This window comes from Neptuniibacter sp. 1_MG-2023, assembly GCF_030547185.1.
GTDB lineage: Bacteria > Pseudomonadota > Gammaproteobacteria > Pseudomonadales > Balneatricaceae > Neptuniibacter.
Genome location: NZ_JAUOQR010000018.1, coordinates 1 through 18,781, shown reverse-complemented (window position 1 = coordinate 18,781; position 18,781 = coordinate 1). Strand labels below are relative to the sequence as shown.

19 protein-coding genes are annotated in these 18,781 nt (G+C 43.1%); 7 read left to right on the top strand and 12 right to left on the bottom strand.

Going from position 1 to position 18,781, the window contains the following annotated elements; translation table 11 throughout:
* Positions 1-17 precede the first annotated feature (17 nt).
* Positions 18-803 carry a sulfite exporter TauE/SafE family protein gene (locus tag Q4492_RS14915; RefSeq protein ID WP_303419619.1) on the top strand — a complete coding sequence of 262 codons (786 nt, stop codon included), beginning with the start codon at positions 18-20 and terminating at the stop codon, positions 801-803.
* Here the strand turns inward: Q4492_RS14915 and Q4492_RS14910 are convergent.
* The 4 genes from Q4492_RS14910 to gpmI are packed head-to-tail and all read right to left on the bottom strand — an operon-like array spanning position 790 to position 5,719.
* On the bottom strand, positions 790-1,644 hold the full coding sequence (locus Q4492_RS14910; RefSeq protein WP_303419617.1) for a divergent polysaccharide deacetylase family protein: 855 nt from the start codon (positions 1,642-1,644) through the stop codon (positions 790-792). The genes Q4492_RS14915 and Q4492_RS14910 overlap by 14 nt on opposite strands.
* 2 nt (positions 1,645-1,646) lie before the next feature.
* Entirely contained in the window at positions 1,647-2,954 is a 1,308-nt protein-coding gene (locus Q4492_RS14905) for a S41 family peptidase (protein ID WP_303419615.1), read from the bottom strand.
* Positions 2,955-2,972: 18 nt separating this feature from the next.
* Positions 2,973-4,115, bottom strand: coding sequence for a murein hydrolase activator EnvC (locus tag Q4492_RS14900; protein ID WP_303419613.1), 1,143 nt, complete (start codon positions 4,113-4,115; stop codon positions 2,973-2,975).
* 53 nt (positions 4,116-4,168) lie between these two features.
* On the bottom strand, positions 4,169-5,719 hold the full coding sequence (gene gpmI, locus Q4492_RS14895) for a 2,3-bisphosphoglycerate-independent phosphoglycerate mutase (protein ID WP_303419611.1): 1,551 nt from the start codon (positions 5,717-5,719) through the stop codon (positions 4,169-4,171).
* A gap of 239 nt (positions 5,720-5,958) precedes the next feature.
* Between gpmI and Q4492_RS14890 the strand changes: the two genes are divergently transcribed.
* Genes Q4492_RS14890 through secB form a run of 3 tightly spaced genes read left to right on the top strand, consistent with a single transcriptional unit; the run spans position 5,959 to position 7,143 of the window.
* A complete protein-coding gene (locus tag Q4492_RS14890) occupies positions 5,959-6,378 on the top strand; it encodes a rhodanese-like domain-containing protein (protein ID WP_303419609.1) in 420 nt (139 codons plus the stop codon).
* 1 nt (position 6,379) lies between these two features.
* Complete coding sequence (gene grxC / locus Q4492_RS14885) at positions 6,380-6,637, top strand: glutaredoxin 3 (protein ID WP_067869325.1); 258 nt, start codon at positions 6,380-6,382, stop codon at positions 6,635-6,637.
* Between the two features lie 23 nt (positions 6,638-6,660).
* The gene (gene secB / locus Q4492_RS14880) at positions 6,661-7,143 is read left to right on the top strand and encodes a protein-export chaperone SecB (RefSeq protein ID WP_303419605.1); all 483 of its coding nucleotides are present in this window, start codon (positions 6,661-6,663) and stop codon (positions 7,141-7,143) included.
* Between the two features lie 97 nt (positions 7,144-7,240).
* Here secB and Q4492_RS14875 read toward each other — a convergent pair whose 3' ends face one another.
* The 6 genes from Q4492_RS14875 to glnA all read right to left on the bottom strand — a co-directional run bounded on the left by Q4492_RS14875 (position 7,241) and on the right by glnA (position 13,568).
* Positions 7,241-8,119: a M14 family zinc carboxypeptidase gene (locus Q4492_RS14875; protein ID WP_303419603.1), complete on the bottom strand. Its 879-nt coding sequence runs from the start codon at positions 8,117-8,119 to the stop codon at positions 7,241-7,243.
* Positions 8,120-8,173: 54 nt separating this feature from the next.
* Positions 8,174-8,506, bottom strand: coding sequence for a hypothetical protein (locus Q4492_RS14870; RefSeq protein WP_303419601.1), 333 nt, complete (start codon positions 8,504-8,506; stop codon positions 8,174-8,176).
* 42 nt (positions 8,507-8,548) lie between these two features.
* Positions 8,549-9,079: a tRNA (uridine(34)/cytosine(34)/5-carboxymethylaminomethyluridine(34)-2'-O)-methyltransferase TrmL gene (gene trmL / locus Q4492_RS14865; protein WP_303419599.1), complete on the bottom strand. Its 531-nt coding sequence runs from the start codon at positions 9,077-9,079 to the stop codon at positions 8,549-8,551.
* Positions 9,080-9,352: 273 nt separating this feature from the next.
* Positions 9,353-10,789, bottom strand: coding sequence for a nitrogen regulation protein NR(I) (gene glnG / locus Q4492_RS14860; protein ID WP_303419597.1), 1,437 nt, complete (start codon positions 10,787-10,789; stop codon positions 9,353-9,355).
* The gene (gene glnL / locus Q4492_RS14855; protein WP_303419594.1) at positions 10,773-11,855 is read right to left on the bottom strand and encodes a nitrogen regulation protein NR(II); all 1,083 of its coding nucleotides are present in this window, start codon (positions 11,853-11,855) and stop codon (positions 10,773-10,775) included. Before glnL ends, glnG begins: the two co-directional genes overlap by 17 nt.
* Positions 11,856-12,161: 306 nt before the next feature.
* Entirely contained in the window at positions 12,162-13,568 is a 1,407-nt protein-coding gene (glnA, locus tag Q4492_RS14850; RefSeq protein WP_303419591.1) for a glutamate--ammonia ligase, read from the bottom strand.
* Positions 13,569-14,021: 453 nt separating this feature from the next.
* On the opposite strand from glnA, the gene typA reads away from it, so the two are divergent.
* The 3 genes from typA to dtd all read left to right on the top strand — a co-directional run bounded on the left by typA (position 14,022) and on the right by dtd (position 17,354).
* Entirely contained in the window at positions 14,022-15,827 is a 1,806-nt protein-coding gene (gene typA / locus Q4492_RS14845; RefSeq protein ID WP_303419588.1) for a translational GTPase TypA, read from the top strand.
* A 118-nt stretch (positions 15,828-15,945) separates the two neighbouring features.
* Positions 15,946-16,896: a prolyl aminopeptidase gene (pip, locus tag Q4492_RS14840; RefSeq protein ID WP_303419586.1), complete on the top strand. Its 951-nt coding sequence runs from the start codon at positions 15,946-15,948 to the stop codon at positions 16,894-16,896.
* 20 nt (positions 16,897-16,916) lie between these two features.
* On the top strand, positions 16,917-17,354 hold the full coding sequence (gene dtd, locus Q4492_RS14835; RefSeq protein ID WP_303419584.1) for a D-aminoacyl-tRNA deacylase: 438 nt from the start codon (positions 16,917-16,919) through the stop codon (positions 17,352-17,354).
* Here the strand turns inward: dtd and Q4492_RS14830 are convergent.
* Together Q4492_RS14830 and Q4492_RS14825 are read right to left on the bottom strand one after the other, a co-directional pair.
* Positions 17,351-18,025, bottom strand: a complete 675-nt coding sequence (locus Q4492_RS14830) for a tRNA-uridine aminocarboxypropyltransferase (protein ID WP_303419581.1) — start codon at positions 18,023-18,025, stop codon at positions 17,351-17,353. The two genes, dtd and Q4492_RS14830, sit on opposite strands and share 4 nt — an antisense overlap.
* A gap of 3 nt (positions 18,026-18,028) precedes the next feature.
* Complete coding sequence (locus Q4492_RS14825) at positions 18,029-18,532, bottom strand: hypothetical protein (RefSeq protein ID WP_303419578.1); 504 nt, start codon at positions 18,530-18,532, stop codon at positions 18,029-18,031.
* Positions 18,533-18,781: the final 249 nt, after the last annotated feature.

Here is an 18,781-nt window from a genome sequence, read left to right as displayed (position 1 = left end):
TAGAATAAACATATTTCATGGACATACTTTTAGAACAAAGCACTCTGCTACTCCTCTCTTTAGTGGCCAACACTCTGTCAGCCATGGCCGGCGGAGGCGCAGGGCTACTCCAGCTCCCCGTCCTGCTTTTTTTAGGACTTAGCTTTAGCACAGCACTCGCCACTCACAAAATAGCCAGTGTCGCTTTAGGTATAGGTGCAACGCTGCGTCATATGAAAGAGGGACATTTAGATTATCGTTTCTGTGGATATATTCTTTTATGCGGCTTACCCGGCGTAGTACTTGGGGCAGACATAATCTTAAGAATTCCTGAAGGCTGGACTATTCTCAGCCTAGGCATTCTAACAACAGGCTTAGGCATCTATTCCCTACTGCAAAAATCTTTAGGACTGACTGAAGAGCCCCGAAATAGAAACCGCCGAGGCATGATTATTGGTGGCTTAGTCCTTTTCATTATCGGCGCGCTAAACGGCTCGCTAACCTCCGGAACAGGGCTTTTTGTCACAATCTGGTTAGTGCGCTGGTTCGGCCTAGAATACAAAACAGCGGTAACTTACGTTCTGATATTAGTCGGCCTTTTCTGGAACTCTACTGGTGCACTTACGGTTTCGCTCCAGCAAGCTCCCCGCTGGGATTGGCTTGCCGCACTGCTTATAGGCGCAACAGCAGGCTCATACCTAGGAGCGCATTTAGCCATTACCCAAGGAAACAAACTGGTAAAGCGAGCATTTGAAGCACTGACGATGCTCGTAGGCATCAAGCTCATCGTAGATGGCACGTCAATTCTTTCTAATGTTTTATAGCGACAGGCATAGACACACAATGCCCCTCTTTACTATCGCAAGGTTGATCAACCTTGGGCGGACTGATCATTAGGCGTGTTTGGGAGCGTAAGCTCAAAAGTTCAGAAGCAGAAACTAATTTAATATTTAACTCTGCCAAGATCGGAATAACTTCAGATAAGTAAGCGATAGTTTCAGGGTAAGGATGACCTATGACAACAGCATGGCCTTGTGTAACAGCTAAGCTCAAGGCCTGCTTAAACTGGTTATGAATATAAGCACGATGAGGCTGATTATCTAAAAAAACATCCCTAATCAAATAGGGAATCTTATATTCATGAGCAAGCTTCCAAGCTACTGTATTAGGCGTTGTTAAACTATCGATAAAAAACATATTCCTTTCACGTATAACCGACATAACAATATCCATTCTCTGTCGATCTTCCGTTAAAAGACTACCCATATGGTTATTCATACCTACAACATGAGGTATTGAATCTAAGTCTTCATTTAAAATCTGATTCACTTGCTGCAAACTATGTTGCTGTGTCAGTGCACCCGGTCCTAAACGCAGCCCTGCCTTATTCTCCATAGGCGCATGAAGAATAACCTCTTTACCTAAACCATAAGCAGTTTGAGCCAATTCAAAAGAATAAGGTGTATGCGGAAGAAATGCATAAGTGATCACCCCAGGCAACTTTATGGCCGCTAACCCCTTCTCTTTGTTATCCCCAATATCATCAATAATAATAACCATAACGGGGTCTTCATTAATAAATACTTGATTCGCTACCGCACTGCTGACAAGACCTATAGGCGATATCAGTAGAAACAGAACCAATAATTTATTAACGAAGCCCATCATTACTTCTGTACGATCACTAGAGCTTTTAACAGATTCAGCGCTTCATAAAGTTGATAGTCCTGAGCGGCAAGCCCTGCCACATCAGCATCAGACATATCAGTTTTACCCTCATCACCATTTTCTAAATGGCCACTTAGATCTCTTTCTTTCAAATATTCAGGGCCATTATCCCGTAGAGTAATATCCGCATCTTTTACCTCTATATCAGGCTTAATACCTTGCGCTTGAATCGAACGTCCTGCAGGAGTGTAATAACGAGCAGTAGTCAGTTTTAGTGCACGCTCCTTGGTCAACGGCAGTACCGTTTGAACTGAACCTTTACCAAAACTAGGCAACCCCATAATAATCGCCCGTTTTTGATCTTGCAGCGCACCTGCGACAATTTCTGAAGCTGAAGCAGAGCCGCCATTAATCAATACAACCATCGGCAGATCGGGTACTAATGTATCTTGCGTTGCGCCAAAACGTTGTTCAGAATCAGGGAGTCGCCCTTTGGTATAAACAATCAACCCATCATTTAAAAAAGTATTACCAATATCAACAGCGGCCTGAAGCACGCCCCCTGGATTATTTCTCAAATCCAGAACCACCCCTTTTAGATCATTTTTCATTAAGCGCTTAAGGTGTTTATTAACCTCTTTACCTGAATCGACCTGAAACTGTGATACGCGCAAATAGGCTATATTGTCATCGAGCATCCGGCTTTTAACACTGGCAACTTGGATCACATCCCGTATTACTTCAATCTCAAGGGGTTTATCTTCCCCTTGACGCACTACAGTTAAAATTATTTTGCTACCCGGCTTGCCGCGCATTAACTCTACAGCTTTGCTTAGATCCATCCCCTGCACAGCGTGATCATCAAGCTTAGTAATTAGATCTCCCGCTTTAACTCCCGCTCTCTGTGCAGGTGTATCATCGATCGGTGTAATGACACGGACAAAACCATCTTCAATTCCAACTTCTATACCTAGGCCTCCAAACTCACCGCTTGTATGAGCTTGCAAATCTTCAAATTCGCTTGGTTCTAAATAAGCGGAATGGGGATCAAGACCAGCAATCATGCCGCGCAATGCATCTTCTAATAATTGCGCATCATCAACAGGCTCTACATAGGAAGACTTGATTCGCTGAAAAACCTCAGTGAACAACCGCAACTCATCAAGTGGCAAAACTTTTTCGGTTTTAACTTCTTCAGTATCAGGAACAGGCGCTTCGGCAGCAATGACAGATAATGACAAACATCCGCTCATAGCTATGCTTATAAGACTGTTTTTTAACCCGCCAGACATAAACACTGACTTCATAATCCATTCCCTTATCAATTATCGACTTAACCAACGCTGAGGGTTACTTGGCTTACCCTTGTAACGTATAGCAAAATAGAGCCCACTTGCTTCATGGCCACCGCTATTACCAGCAGTTGCAACAGTATCACCCACGGAAACCCAATCACCTGTTTCAAGCAGTAAACTCTGGTTGTAACCGTAAAGACTCATATAGCCAGAACCATGATCAATGATCAACACTAGACCATACCCGCGCAACCAATCCGAAAAAACAACTCGACCATGATGTATAGCCTTAACCGGCGCGGCTTCATTAGCATTGATCCATATACCATCATAACGGATATTATTACGGACAGAGCCAAAAGTCTGCTTAACCTTACCTTTTAACGGCCAAGGCAACTTACCTTTAAGCTGAGAAAACTTCTTATCATCTTTAATTAAACTCGAAAAATTAAGACTCTTCTCAATTTCACGCAGCACCGCCTGCAATCTTTTTTGGTCTAATTTGAGTTGTTTAAGCTGCTGCTCATCTGACGAAAGGGTTTTACGCAACTGCGCTAAAGTTTCTTTCCGCTGACTTCTTGATGTCCGAAGCGCAGTCACTTCGCTCTTCAATTCATCACGTTTTAAGACCATCTTCTTTTCAGTTTCGGTCAGCTCGCGCTCTGTACCACTAAGTAAAGCTAATTTTTTTGTAAACGCCTGCATATCATTACGCAGTTCATCATTTATAAAATCATAATAGCGAATCATTCGATCCAAGGTTTCCGGATCTCGCTGTGTCAGCAGCAACTGTAACCGAGCTTGATTACCCATTTTATACTGCTGAGCCACCTGCTGTTCGATCAGGTCAGCTCTCTTTTTCAGTTCTGCCTTCAGAGCATCCCTTTTCTCTTCTAAATCTTCAGCATGCTCACCTAAGCCGCTCAACTGCTTATCTAAAACCTGAATTTGGCGAGCGAGTTTACCTATAGCAACCTCACTTTTTCTCAGTTCGTCACTCAATTGACGAGACTCTCCCTCCTGCTGACGCATATTTTTTTGTAGCGAAGAGATTCGAGAGGAAAGTTGTTTAATCTGTTTTTCAGTCAAAACTTGCTTGTCAGCTGCTTGAAGAGCCGAAGCAAGTAGTCCAAAACAGACCAACGAACTAAGAAGAACGAGAACGCGCAACATATAATTTTCTAAAGAAAAAGGGATAATATTTTATCCCTTTTTTCAGTTACAACTTAAAACGATGCCAATGAATTGCCGCTCATCTCTGCAGGCTTTTCAAGATCCATCATCGCCAATATGGTCGGAGCTAAATCACATAATGCCCCATCCGATAAGGTTAAACTATTTTTCCTTGGTCCATCATAGATAAGCGCAACAGGCCAATTAGTATGGGAGGTATGAGGCTGCCCAGTCTCGGGGTTCACCATTAATTCAACATTACCATGATCTGCTGTAATTAAGGCTTCACCGCCCACCTCTTCTAAGGCTGCGAGTACTTGCTTCACACTCTCATCCACAACCTCACACGCCTTCACTGCCGCATCAAACTTGCCTGTATGCCCAACCATATCACCATTAGCAAAGTTACAAACGATCAGATCATATTTACCACTTTTAATCGCTTCAACCAATTTAGCAGTCACTTCAGGAGCACTCATTTCTGGCTGTAAATCATAAGTAGCAACATCGGGGGAAGGCACTAGGATACGATCTTCTCCAGGGTACTTATCCTCTTCTCCACCATTAAAGAAAAACGTTACATGCGCATACTTTTCAGTTTCAGCAATACGAAGCTGAGTTTTACCTAATCCAGATAGATATTCACCTATATCATTGGTAATTTTTTGCGGCGGATAAGCACAGTCAGCATCAATATCGGCTGCATATTGGGTCAAAGTTACAAAGCTAGATAATTGCGGATGTTTAGCACGTTCAAAACCAGCGAAGCTACTACCTTCAGTGAACGCTCGGGTAATTTCACGTGCACGGTCGGGGCGAAAATTAGCACAAATAACCGTATCGCCCTCACTAATAGCACCCACCGGCAATCCTTGCTTATCAGTAATCACTGTCGCCTGAACAAACTCATCATTTTCATCACGCGCATAAGCATCAGCTAACGCGTCTAATGCGCTCAAGGCTTTGCAAGGAGCCTTATCTGATGTCATTGCATCATAACCCAACTGCACTCGGTCCCAACGGTTATCACGGTCCATGCTGTAATAACGCCCGACTACGGAAGCTATAGCACCAACACCTAATTCAGCTAGCTTAGCCTCCGTCAGCTCAATGGATGGTTTAGCAGAACGTGGCGGCATATCACGACCATCTAAGATGGCATGTATATATACCTGCTTCGCACCACGTTTAACGGCCATCTCAGCCAAGGCTAAAATATGCTCTTCATGACTGTGTACGCCACCAGGGGACAGTAAGCCCAGAATATGCACGGCCTTATCAGCAGAGATAGCAGCGTCCATACCTTTAGTTAAAGCGCTATTTTCAAAGAAATCACCATCATTTATCGCTTTAGATATGCGAGTGAAGTTTTGATAAACAATTCGCCCAGCGCCAATATTCATATGACCTACTTCAGAATTACCCATTTGGCCATCAGGTAAGCCGACCGCTAAACCTGATGTTTGAATTCTTGAGTTAGGATTATCTGATAGCAGCTTATCCCAAACAGGTGTATTCGCTGCTTGAATAGCGGATGACTCTGAACTTTCAACGCCATAACCATCAAGAATAATCAGTGCTTTCGTTGCGCGCTTTTGTGTCATATCTGCCAAATTCTGTAATTAACGATAATAAAATGGCTCATAATTTTACTGTGAAAGCCCCAACAACGCCATGAATGAACAAGAGGAAAGCAATAAATAATCAAAATTCGACACTTTCCTCTACATCTCCCCTTATACCGTCAAAAAACGCAAGGTATACTATTGCCCACTTTTAGTGGATCAATAGCATCCTTAGTTTTTTATCGGCCCTAACTTAAGTGGCCTCATCTGGATACGTAATGGACCAATTTATCGAATTTATCAGCAACCACCCTCTTATGGTTGCAGCTTGGGTTTTAACGCTAGGCATGTTCCTTTTTTATGAGCGCAGTAAATCAGGCAAGGCTGTCACTCCTGCTCAAGCAACTAGCCTCATTAATAAAGAAAATGCTGTCGTTCTAGATATTCGCCCTAAAAAAGAGTGGTCTACTGGCCATATTACTGGTGCGAAGCACATCCCTCTTGCAGATCTTGATCGCAGAATTGATGAGCTTTCCAAATACCAGCAACGCCCTGTTATAGTCGTATGCAATCTAGGCCAAGCAGCCGGTAGCGCGACGCGTAAGTTAAAAACAGCAGGGTTTGAAAATGCGGTTCGCCTATCTGGCGGTATGACTGAATGGAAGAGTCAAAGCCTTCCTATAATAAAAAGTAAATAATATGAAAGATGTAACTATCTATACAACAAAGTGGTGCCCATTTTGTATTCGCGCCAAAAAGTTACTTGAACACAAAGAGATTAACTACACAGAAATAAAAGTGGATGGCGATCAAGCTAAGCGCCAAGAGATGACCGAATTAAGCGGCGGTCGTACCGTTCCACAAATTTTCATTGGTGATACGCCTATTGGTGGCTGCGATGAAATATTTGCCCTTGAGCGCCAAGGCAAATTAGATGCATTGATAAACGCCAACTAAATATAAAACGCAAAGGAACTAACATGGCCGATAACGAACAGAACACAGCAGCACAAGAAGGACAGGGACCACAATTTGCGGTTCAGCGAGTTTACATTAAAGACGCTTCTTTTGAATCGCCTAACTCACCTGAAATTTTCATGAGCCCATGGAAGCCAGAAGTTGGTTTAGAGATGAACACCCAAACAAATCAAGTGGGTGAAAATGCATTTGAAGTTGTATTAACGCTAACAGTAACTGTTAAAAACGATGAGAAAACGGCTTTCTTGGTTGAACTACAACAAGCCGGTATCTTTGCTGTTTCAGGCTTAGGTGAGCAAGAGATGCACCATACTCTTGGCGCATTCTGCCCTAGCATTCTATTCCCTTATGCACGTGAAGCTATCGATGCAATGGTTATCAAAGCCAGCTTCCCTGCACTAATGCTAGCACCTGTTAACTTTGATGCTTTATATGCTCAACAGATGGCTCAAGCACAGCAAGAAGCATCTGAAGCGCAGCACTAAGTTTTAGCACGCTTAAAAAAAAGAGCCTAATTGTAAAATTACGGCTCTTTTTTTATATCTAACAAAATAGTACCTAGCAGTATCATCAGTCCCGCTCTTACAATCCAATCTCACCCTTGGCTGTTGCGACAGCTGCTGCTTTACGCTTAACTTTATAATTAAGCCAACCCACAAGATCTGTCCACATTTTATCTATATCTTTTTTCTTCGGCATAATCCCTGCGTAAGGAAGCTCAATAGTCACGACTGGAATATTTTTCACAAACCAACCATAGTTACCTAAGGAACCCGGATAAGTACCCAACTGACGCAAGTGCAAAGGCCCTAGCTTTCTCGGCGGTTGAATTCCACCATCAAAATCAAGAATACCGTGAGGTGCATGTACCGACACAATGACTGTAGGTTTATAACTATCAATAAGCTCATGTATCACACGACTCTCTGGCTCACTTAAAGGCTGATGCCCCGGATAGTAACGTAGTCGCTTTTTAGCTTGCTTTTGCCAATGCACTAAGGGTTCTGGGAATTCTGGTGCCGGTAAAAAATTACGATTTAAATCGACTTTATTGGCATTCACTCGGGTAGATTTACGCTGCAATAAACCATCAGGATTAAGGACAGGTAAAAAATACCAATCAAACTTACCACTATGATGTTTATGAAGCGTATTCAGCCATTTAAAGGTGACACTCACACTGGAATATTCATCTCCATGAATCCCGCCAATAAATAAAATACGAGGTGCACCTTCATTCCCATCACGGGCAGGAAAATGAGTTTCTAAGATCGCATGGCCGTTAACGGAAAAATAACGAGGCTCATTATATTGATGACTTAAGCACTCCTTCTCAGAAACACTTGCCAATTTACGCCCCACCGCTTGGCACAGGCTTTTAACATCATCATTAACTGCCGCCACCGGTAATGGGACACACAGTATTATTAGCGTAAAAAAAGATAGGATGCGTTTTATCATGAAAAAACCCAGCAGCACTCAACTATTGCTTATAAATTGGCCAAATTTCGCATTTTAACATGATTTTAAAGAAAGACTTTGAAGAATCTCTTCCGCTTTACCCGCGTCAATCACACCCTGCATAGCCGTCGCCGCAATAGGTACAATACTAACTAAAGCGGTAGCAGGTATATCTATCCGCTCATCACCGCTAATGTCTATCTGATCCGATAGAACAACAATAGGAAATACCTGATTTTGAATAGCCATGATATTAATCTGTTGCTCAGCAGTGCCCAGTATTGAAATATCGCGGTTACGATAATCGAGCAGACCAAGACGAAAAACCTGACCTTCGCACTCAGCCATATAAGACTCAATTTTAGTAAAAATAAAAGCATGCTGCATAGAGCAACTCCACCCAAGACTGTATAAAACAACTATAGCTGATTAAGCGTCCACAGCACCGGAAAAACCTAACTGACGCCAAGCCTCATATACAACTACAGCACAGGCATTAGACAGGTTAAGACTACGACTGTCAGCCATCATTGGCAGTTTAATCCACTGATCTGCGGGTAAGGATTCACGCACATCAACAGGTAAGCCTCGAGTTTCTGGCCCAAGTAACAGCACATCCCCTTCAGCAAAGTCTGCATCCACATGCGTACGACTGCCTTTAGTCGTCAGCGCCCACACTTTTCGCGGTTGAATCTCAGCCAAGCAGCTTTCAAGATCTTTATGAACCTTCAATGCCGCAAACTCATGATAATCCAAGCCCGCGCGACGTAAACGCTTATCATCAATATCAAACCCTAAAGGCTCAACTAGATGAAGGTTACAACCTGTATTAGCGCACAAACGGATAATATTGCCTGTATTCGGCGGAATTTCCGGTTCAAAAAGTACGACATGTAAACCGATTGTACGATGCTGAGGATCTATATCGGATATGCTGGCCGAACTGTTTTCATTAGACATGTTGTAACTCTAAAATTTTAATTAAGAACCCAGCCCTAGTGTAGCGTTAGACAAAGACAGGAGCCATCTCGAATACATATGTTTCAACTGCCCTAACTGATAAAAAAGTGCTCTACGCCATTCGGACCATTCATTTCAAATGAGTAGCAGAATATCAATCTATTACTTCAGGGGAACAAACTGCAATATCAAACATAAAAAAATCCCCGCAACAATTAAGGTGCAGGGATTATATAGAAAACTACGAATGAGATAAGTGTTTATGCAGAGCGCCTAAGCCGCACTCTCTTGAGAGTCACCTTTCTCATCATCCATACCAAGCTCTTTAATTTTACGAGTTAAGGTATTACGCCCCCAACCGAGCAGCTCTGAGGCATCTCGTCGACGTCCTGCAGTATGCTTCAAGGCAGTCTCTATCATGATTTTTTCAAATGCAGGAACGGCTGAATCTAACAAATTCCGCTGTCCTAGACTGAGCTGCTGATCCGCCCAATTCCTCAACGACTGCTCCCAATTACTTCCAGCAATTGGCTCTCCGCCCGCCTGCTCCATTAGTTCTGGTGGCAGATCATCAATCAATACTTCACGACCTGTTGCCATAACCGTTAACCAACGGCAAGTATTTTCAAGTTGCCTAACATTACCTGGCCAAGCAAGATTACATATATAGCTTTCTGTATCAGCATTCAGGATTTTAGGCTCTACACTTAGCTCTTCAGCAGAGGTTTTTAAGAAATGCCTCGCTAAACGAGGAATATCTTCTCTACGCTGGGACAAGGTAGGCAGATGAACACGGATCACATTTAGGCGATGGAATAGATCTTCACGGAAACGCCCTTCTTCAACTAGCTTTTCCAGATTCTGATGTGTCGCAGCGATAATACGTACATCAACTTTTACTGCGGTATGGCCACCTACACGATAAAACTCACTATCAGCTAATACTCGCAACAATCGAGTTTGCGCATCTGCTGGCATATCACCGATCTCATCCAGAAACAGCGTACCACCATCCGCCTGTTCAAAACGCCCACGGCGTGCTGCAGCTGCACCAGTAAAGGCCCCTTTTTCATGACCAAACAACTCTGATTCAATAAGATCATGAGGAATAGCGGCCATATTTAAAGGTATAAAAGGTCGCTCTCTTCTTGGACTATGCTTGTGCAAAGCATGGGCTACCAATTCTTTACCTGTACCCGATTCACCATTAATAAGAACCGTAATATTTGATTGTGACAATCGCCCAATAGCACGAAAGACTTCCTGCATTGCAGGCGCCTCTCCAATTATTTCCGTATTATCTTCTAATACCTGCTCCGCAACTTGCTGGCGTTGCTCTATCGCATGAGCAAGTGCTCGTTTCGCCAATGCAACGGCATCATCTACATCAAATGGTTTTGGTAGATATTCAAAGGCACCACCTTGATAGGAAGCGACAGCTGACTCTAAATCCGAATGTGCAGTCATAATAATGATAGGCACTTCTGGATGACTTTCTTGGATACGCTCTAGCATCTGCAAGCCATCCGTTCCAGGCATACGAATATCACTAATGATCGCATCCGGTGTATCTTTACTTAATCTTGATAGTAGAGAATCCGCAGTTTCAAAAGCTTCAGTGTACAAACCCTCGGCAGACAACGCTTTCTCTAGGACCCAACGAATAGACCTATCATCATCAACAATCCAAATTTTACATGGTAGATTCATTGTTAAGCTCCAAAGGGATTAATAGTTGAAATCTGGTTTCACCAGGGCGTGTTTCACATTCAATTAGCCCTTGATGCTGATTAATAATTGACTGAGCAATTGATAACCCAAGCCCCGTTCCTTCAGCGCGCCCACTCACCATGGGATAAAATATTTTACTGAGGATCTCTTCCGGAATACCGGGACCATTATCAATAATTTCGACACTACAAACCAAACGGTGCTTCTCAGCACCTAAGGTTACTTGACGAAAAGCACGCGTTCTAATTTTGATGGTAGGCACATCCACATCTGCGCTTTGTATTGCCTGCATGCTGTTACGCAGAATATTAAGCATAGCTTGAATTAACTGCTCCGCATCGCCCGTAAATTCTGGAATACTTGGATCGTAATCCCGCTGAAGGAGAATCTCACCTTTAGTTTCAGCTTCAATTAGGTGACAAACCCTTTCTAAAATAGCGTGAATATTAATCATCTTCATATTAGGGAGTTTTCGCGGCCCCAATAGACGATCGACTAGATTACGAAGCCTATCGGCTTCTTCAATAATGACATGGGTATAATCATGTAGACTAGGATCATGAAGCTCACGTTCAAGTAGCTGTGCAGCGCCACGAATCCCCCCTAAAGGGTTTTTAATTTCATGTGCCAGCCCTCGCACTAGAGAGCGAGCTGTATCATGTTGAGTCAGAAGATCCTCCTCCCTCTCAATACGCATCAAGCGATCTCTTGACTCAATTTCAATTAGCAATTGCTGCCCTTCAGGCGTAATCAAGGGATTGATACTATAATCCACAGTGAGTGTTGCACCACTTAAAGTAACAATTTTCGCTTCTCTATGGGTATATGGATGACCTGTCGCTAAACACTCTTGTAAATCCTTCTGCTCCACTGTACACAAAGAAAACCATTCAGCTATATTAAGTTGGCTCAAACGGCGCATACTTGCTTCCAACAGCATTTCAGCCGCCGGATTCGCATATTCAACCACCATACTTTCATCCAACAAAACAACTGCGGTGGATAGGTTTTCCAAAATCTGTTTATGTAACTCTATTTTTGCCATTAGCCTGCACTCAATATCCGTAAGGTTACTACTGCAAAAAGCAAACCAATTTGAATTAATACAAAAAAATAGCCGCAGGACGCACCATTACTATATCTAAATCATTATAAGTCTAGCCTAGATAATGCAACACGCACTACATTAGTGCAAACAAATATACTGAGTCATTTTCGCCTACACTCACCACTCCTTCAGTCACCTTTATCAAAAGCCTCTCCCATAAAAACACTCAACAAAAGACTCTGCCAAAAAGCCAGAAACAAAAAAGCCTCCACAAGGGAGGCTTTTTTTCAGCAATTATTTAACTTATACAGAGTAATATAGGTCAAATTCAACTGGGTGAGTTGTCATGTTCACTTTCTCAACTTCTTCACGCTTAAGCGCGATAAAAGCATCAATCATGTCATCAGTAAACACGTTGCCTTTAGTCAAGAATTCACGATCTTCATCCAAAGCGTTAAGCGCTTCTTCTAAAGAGCTAGCAACTGTTGGAATCTCAGCAGCTTCTTCTGCCGGTAGATCATATAGATCTTTATCTGCAGCATCGCCAGGGTGAATCTTATTCTGGATACCGTCTAGGCCAGCCATCATCAATGCAGCAAAGCATAAGTATGGGTTAGCAGATGGATCAGGGAAACGTGTTTCTACACGACGTGCTTTTGGATTTGTCACGTAAGGAATACGGATAGACGCAGAACGGTTACGTGCAGAGTACGCAAGCATTACAGGCGCTTCAAAACCAGGCACTAAGCGCTTGTAGGCGTTAGTTGATGAGTTAGTCAACGCATTCAACGCTCTAGCGTGCTTGATAATACCGCCAATGTAGTAAAGCGACATTTCGCTCATGCCCGCATAGGCATCACCAGCAAACAAGTTAACGCCATCTTTTGAAAGAGACATATGAACGTGCATACCAGAACCATTATCACCAACAAGTGGCTTAGGCATAAATGTAGCTGTTTTTCCGTAAGCATGAGCAACGTTATGTACACAATACTTAAGAATCTGCACTTCATCAGCTTTAGCTGTAAGCGTGTTTGGACCTACACCAATTTCACACTGGCCCGCTGTCGCTACTTCATGGTGATGTACTTCAATATGAAGATCCATTGCTTCCATCGCGTCACACATAGCGCCACGTAAATCATGCAAGGAATCGATTGGAGGTACTGGGAAATAACCACCTTTAACACGTGGACGGTGACCCGTGTTTCCGCCTTCAATACTGTGGCTAGAAGACCAAGATGCTTCTTCAGATTCAATAGAGTATCCACAACCACTGATATCAGCGTGCCACTTAACAGCATCAAATACGAAGAATTCTGGCTCAGGACCAAACATAGCAGTGTCAGCAATACCTGTAGACTTTAGGTACTCTTCTGCACGCTTAGCAACAGAACGTGGGTCACGCTCATAGCCTTGACCTGTAGCAGGCTCAACGATATCACAACGAACAATAACAGTCGTTGCTTCAGAGAATGGATCTAGAACAGATGCACTGTCATCAGGCATAAGAATCATGTCAGATTCATTGATGCCCTTCCAACCAGAAATGGAAGAACCATCGAACATTTTGCCTTCTTCAAAGAAGTCATCACCCATGTCGGAAACTGGGATAGTAACGTGCTGCTCTTTACCATGAGAATCAGTGAAACGCATATCGATCCACTTAGCTTCGCTTTCTTTGATCAGATTCAGAGTCTTCTCTGACATGTGACTTTCTCCACTTTGTAATTACCAGGCCGATATTTAGTTCAGCCTTGAGAAATCAGAATTATAAAATCAGCGAGAATTCAAGCAAGTAATATACCAAAAAGCTACTACCATAAGCTTCCCGAAATTACTGGCATTACAGCGAAACAACCAAAAGCCAGACGCACCAAAACAAGCCGTTCGCAACATGATATGCGCCATATTGGTGCAAATAACAATTAAACTGAGCTTCCACTATGATTCTTGCTTTCACAATCATACTCCAACAGATACGCAAAAACCTAGTGCAAACACGAGTTTTAGATACAGATCCACCCAGAGATTGATGATCATCACCCCTTATTGATCCTTAAACACACTTTTAGTCTCTTTTGTCTAAGAAATATGCGGTATTTTCTGCATAAATCCGTATAATTCCGCATTCGCAAAAAAATATCTCACAGGTATACACACGTGATTGAAAAGCTAAGAAATATCGCCATCATTGCGCACGTTGACCACGGTAAAACGACTTTGGTTGACAAGCTGCTTTCCCAATCAGGCACATTGGGTCGTCGTGATGAAGGTACTGAGCGCATCATGGACTCCAATGATCAGGAGAAAGAGCGCGGCATTACCATTCTGGCAAAAAATACAGCCATTAAATGGAACGACTACCGCATCAACATCGTTGATACTCCTGGACACGCAGACTTCGGTGGAGAAGTTGAACGCGTACTTTCCATGGTTGACTGTGTATGCCTTTTGGTAGACGCGGTAGATGGCCCAATGCCACAAACTCGCTTTGTAACACAAAAGGCATTTGACCAAGGTCTTCGCCCTATTGTTGTTATCAACAAGATCGATCGCCCTGGTGCACGTCCAGACTGGGTTGTAGATCAAGTATTTGATCTATTTGATAGCCTTGGCGCTACAGATGAACAACTTGATTTCCCCATTGTTTACGCATCAGCACTAAACGGTATTGCAGGCCTTGAGCCTGACGCAATGGCCGATGACATGACGCCTTTATTTGAAGCGGTTGTTGAACATGTTAACCCACCTAAGGTTGACATTGACGGCCCTCTGCAAATGCAGGTTTCAGCCCTAGACTACAACAGCTATCTTGGCGTTATAGGTATAGGCCGCGTTTCCCGCGGTACCATCAAGATCAATACACAAGTTAAAGTGATCGATCGTGAAGGTAAAATACGCAGCGGACGCATTCTAAAAATCATGGGTTACCATGGACTAGAACGTGTAGATGTTGAAAGCGCTACAGCAGGCGATATCATCTGCGTAACAGGTATTGATGAACTAAACATCTCAGATACCTTATGCGATCCAGATCAAGTTGAAGCGTTGCCAGCACTAAGCGTTGACGAACCAACCGTATCTATGACCTTCCAGGTAAACGATTCTCCATTTGCAGGCCAAGATGGTAAATTCGTTACTAGCCGTAACATTAAAGAACGTCTAGAACGCGAACTTATCCATAACGTTGCCCTTCGTGTTGAAGATGGCGAAACGCCAGAGAAATTCAAAGTTTCTGGCCGAGGCGAGCTACATCTATCTGTATTGATAGAAACAATGCGTCGTGAAGGCTTTGAGCTAGGTGTTTCTCGACCAGAAGTAGTTCAAAAAGAGATCGATGGCGAAATCCAAGAACCCTACGAGAATGTAATGATTGATGTTGAAGATCAACATCAAGGCTCTATCATTGAAGAGCTAGGCAAACGTAGAGGCGATATGACTAACATGGAAGTAGATGGTGGACGTGTTCGTCTAACCTTTATGATTCCATCCCGTGGTCTAATTGGTTTCCGCTCTCAGTTCCTGACAATGACATCAGGAACCGGCATCATGACCTCTACATTTGACCATTACGGACCGGTAAAAGACGGTGACGTTGCAAGCCGCTCCAATGGTGTTCTTGTTTCTATGGTTACCGGTAAAGCACTTGCTTACTCCTTATGGAACCTGCAAGAGCGCGGCCGCCTCTGTGTTGAACCTAACATTGAAGTGTACGAAGGTATGCTACTAGGTATTCACAGCCGTAGTAATGACTTAGCCGTTAACCCTATTAAAGGTAAGCAGCTTACCAACGTACGTGCGTCAGGTACTGATGAAAACATCCAGCTAACTCCTCCGGTTAGATTCACGCTTGAACAAGCATTGGATTTCATCGAAGATGATGAGCTAGTTGAAGTAACACCTAACTTCATCCGCTTACGCAAAAAACTACTGAAAGAAAACGAGCGCAAACGCTCCAAAAAATAAGTAGTCCTCGCATTTAAAAGGCAGCCACATCGGCTGCCTTTTTTTTCATTTCAACGTAGATTGCCAAACCTCTCCTCTTTATACTGCTGTACATACAGTAATACACAGCGGAGACACAATGCGCACCCTGTATCCTGAAATTAGCTCCTACAATAAGCTTCATCTCCCAGTAGATGACCTTCACACCCTTTATATTGAAGAAAGCGGCAACCCTAAAGGGATTCCCGTTATTTTCATTCATGGTGGCCCTGGCGGCGGTACAAGCTCAGCGCATCGTCGATTTTTCAATCCTGAAAAGTATCGAATTATATTGTTTGATCAACGTGGTTGCGGTCGTTCAACACCCCACTCAGAGCTACATGAAAATACAACAAACAAGCTACTGGAAGATATGGAAAAGATAAGAGAGCATCTATCCATCGACCAATGGCTCCTATTTGGTGGTTCCTGGGGCTCCACCCTCAGTCTGCTGTATGCGCAAGCCTTTCCCGATAAAGTATTAGGGCTGATTTTACGCGGTATATTTTTATGTCGAAAACAAGATATCCAATGGTTCTATCAACGCGGCGCCAGCGCAATTTTCCCCGACTACTGGAAAGAGTACCAGCACCCTATCCCTACAGCTGAACGTCACGATATGCTAAGCGCGTACTATAAACGCTTAACCTCGGATAATGAGATAGCCCGCATGTCCGCAGCAAAAGCTTGGTCAATATGGGAAGGCCGCTGCTCTACAATTGACCCAAATGCAGATATTGTTGATCATTTTGGCGACCCACACTTCGCCTTAGCCATGGCTAGAATTGAAGCCCATTACTTTATTAATAACGCCTTTATTGACGAAAACCAGATTCTTAATAACTGCGAATCAATCAAAGAGATCAACACAACAATTATCCACGGTCGCTACGACATGATCTGCCCTATAGAACAAGCTCAAGCCCTCCATGATCATTTACCTAACTCAAAATTCCATATAGTTCGAGATGCAGGCCACTCCGCGTTTGAAAAAGGCATTACAGACAATTTAATTAAAACAACTGACAGTTTCGCTCTTTCTCTCGCGTAACTAAGGGATTAATAATAGAAATGAAAGCACTTATACAGCGTGTAAGTTCGGCCTCAGTCCATATCAATGACAGCTCTGTCGGCAAAATAGAACAAGGCATATTACTTTTATTAGGAATTGAAAAGGAAGATACATTCCAAGCAGCCGACAAGCTTCTACAAAAAATCTTGGCCTACCGAGTATTTTCAGATGAAGAGGGAAAGATGAACCTTAACCTTCAACAAACAGAAGGCGGGCTACTTATCGTTTCGCAATTTACCCTTGTTGCTGATACAAAAAAGGGATTACGACCAGGATTTTCGGCAGGAGCCTCGCCGCAATTAGGCGAGGAACTCTATAATTACTTTATCGAACAAGCTAAACGCTTACACCCAATCGTTGAAACTGGCCGCTTCGGTGCAGACATGCAGGTCCACTTAATAAACGACGGGCCCGTTACATTCTGGCTGGAGAGCTAATCAGCCTTCAACCTACGCAAAAAATCTTTAGCTTCTGAATGATCATCTAAAGGCCGGTTTAGACGGGACGCTTTATAATGATCATTAAAAATAGAAAAGTACGCCGATAGTATCTCCGCCCCCTTAGTATCATTAATTTGCTGCAACATCAGTGCAGCGACCTCAGCCGTACAGAGCTGTCCATCAACAGCAGCTTTACGCAAATGATAGTTAGAGGAAGCTACCACCTCAGGCTCAATCACCGGCAGATGATCTAGATATCGACTAAGACGAAACATTCTTCTAGCTTGGCGCCAAGTACCATCCAAGACGATAAACACTGGGCGTTTTCCCTTTTTCGGCTCATACTTCACCATTCTCCCTTCATAGCCCTCCCCCTCAGGAAACACAATATAGGGATCTAACTGCTGATCTGTGATAGCACGGATCAGTTCATCAGAAGGCTCAGTTCGAGACCACTCAAAACGTTTTGTATCAGCAATACAATCCTCAATTAAACGTCCTGTATTAGTTGGCTTAAACCCCTCATTATGATGCATTAACAAAAAGAACTGAGCTTCTGACTGATAGGACATTTTAAAATCACAAATACAGACATGAGCAGCTAATAAACAGGATCGACAGCGAAGAACACGAGAGCCGCGAGCAACAAAAGGTTTTGGTGGATACATAAATTACTGCAACGTTATAGAAGAGGTAGAAACATCAGGAGTGAATAACTGATTATCCACACCCCAATCTAATGCTAAAGACCCTCGATGGATAAGGTAGAGCATCTGATGTAATTCATCATACGTTAAAACACTGGCAGCAAAAGGCTCCTCATCACCAATAAAGAACAATATACGGTAACGCCCAGCTTGATGGCTTACATCCAATCGACATAATAGAGATGGGTCTTCTGCAAGCAAGTCCTCACTTTCTCGATCAACCTGCAGTCCTTGACGGGCACTATCATGATGAAACTGAGCAAGATCAGACTTAAGCTGAACCGGCGCTCCAGCAATATCACTCGATGTTTTTTCAATTAACCCTGCCGCTGCAGATAAAAGGCGTAGAACAAGCTTACGCGTTAACCAGAAATCAACTCTCTGTAGATCATTACTCAGATTACCTACCATCAAAATACGATCTTCAATATGATCATATTTAAATGTAAACGCAGCAATATTTAACATTAAGAATACTCGAATTCCATCTCAACTAAATGGATATTAAAAACATGTAATATAGAGAATGATCAGCAGACAATCATAACAAAAATCAGAACATAAACGCATCTTGCATAATACTCTGAACAAGCCAAAGCACTATAAATCTAAGCCCCAGACGCAAAAAACCCCGGCTACCTAGTAACCGGGGTTTCTCTAAATAAATGCTTGGCGATGACCTACTCTCACATGGGGAAACCCCACACTACCATCGGC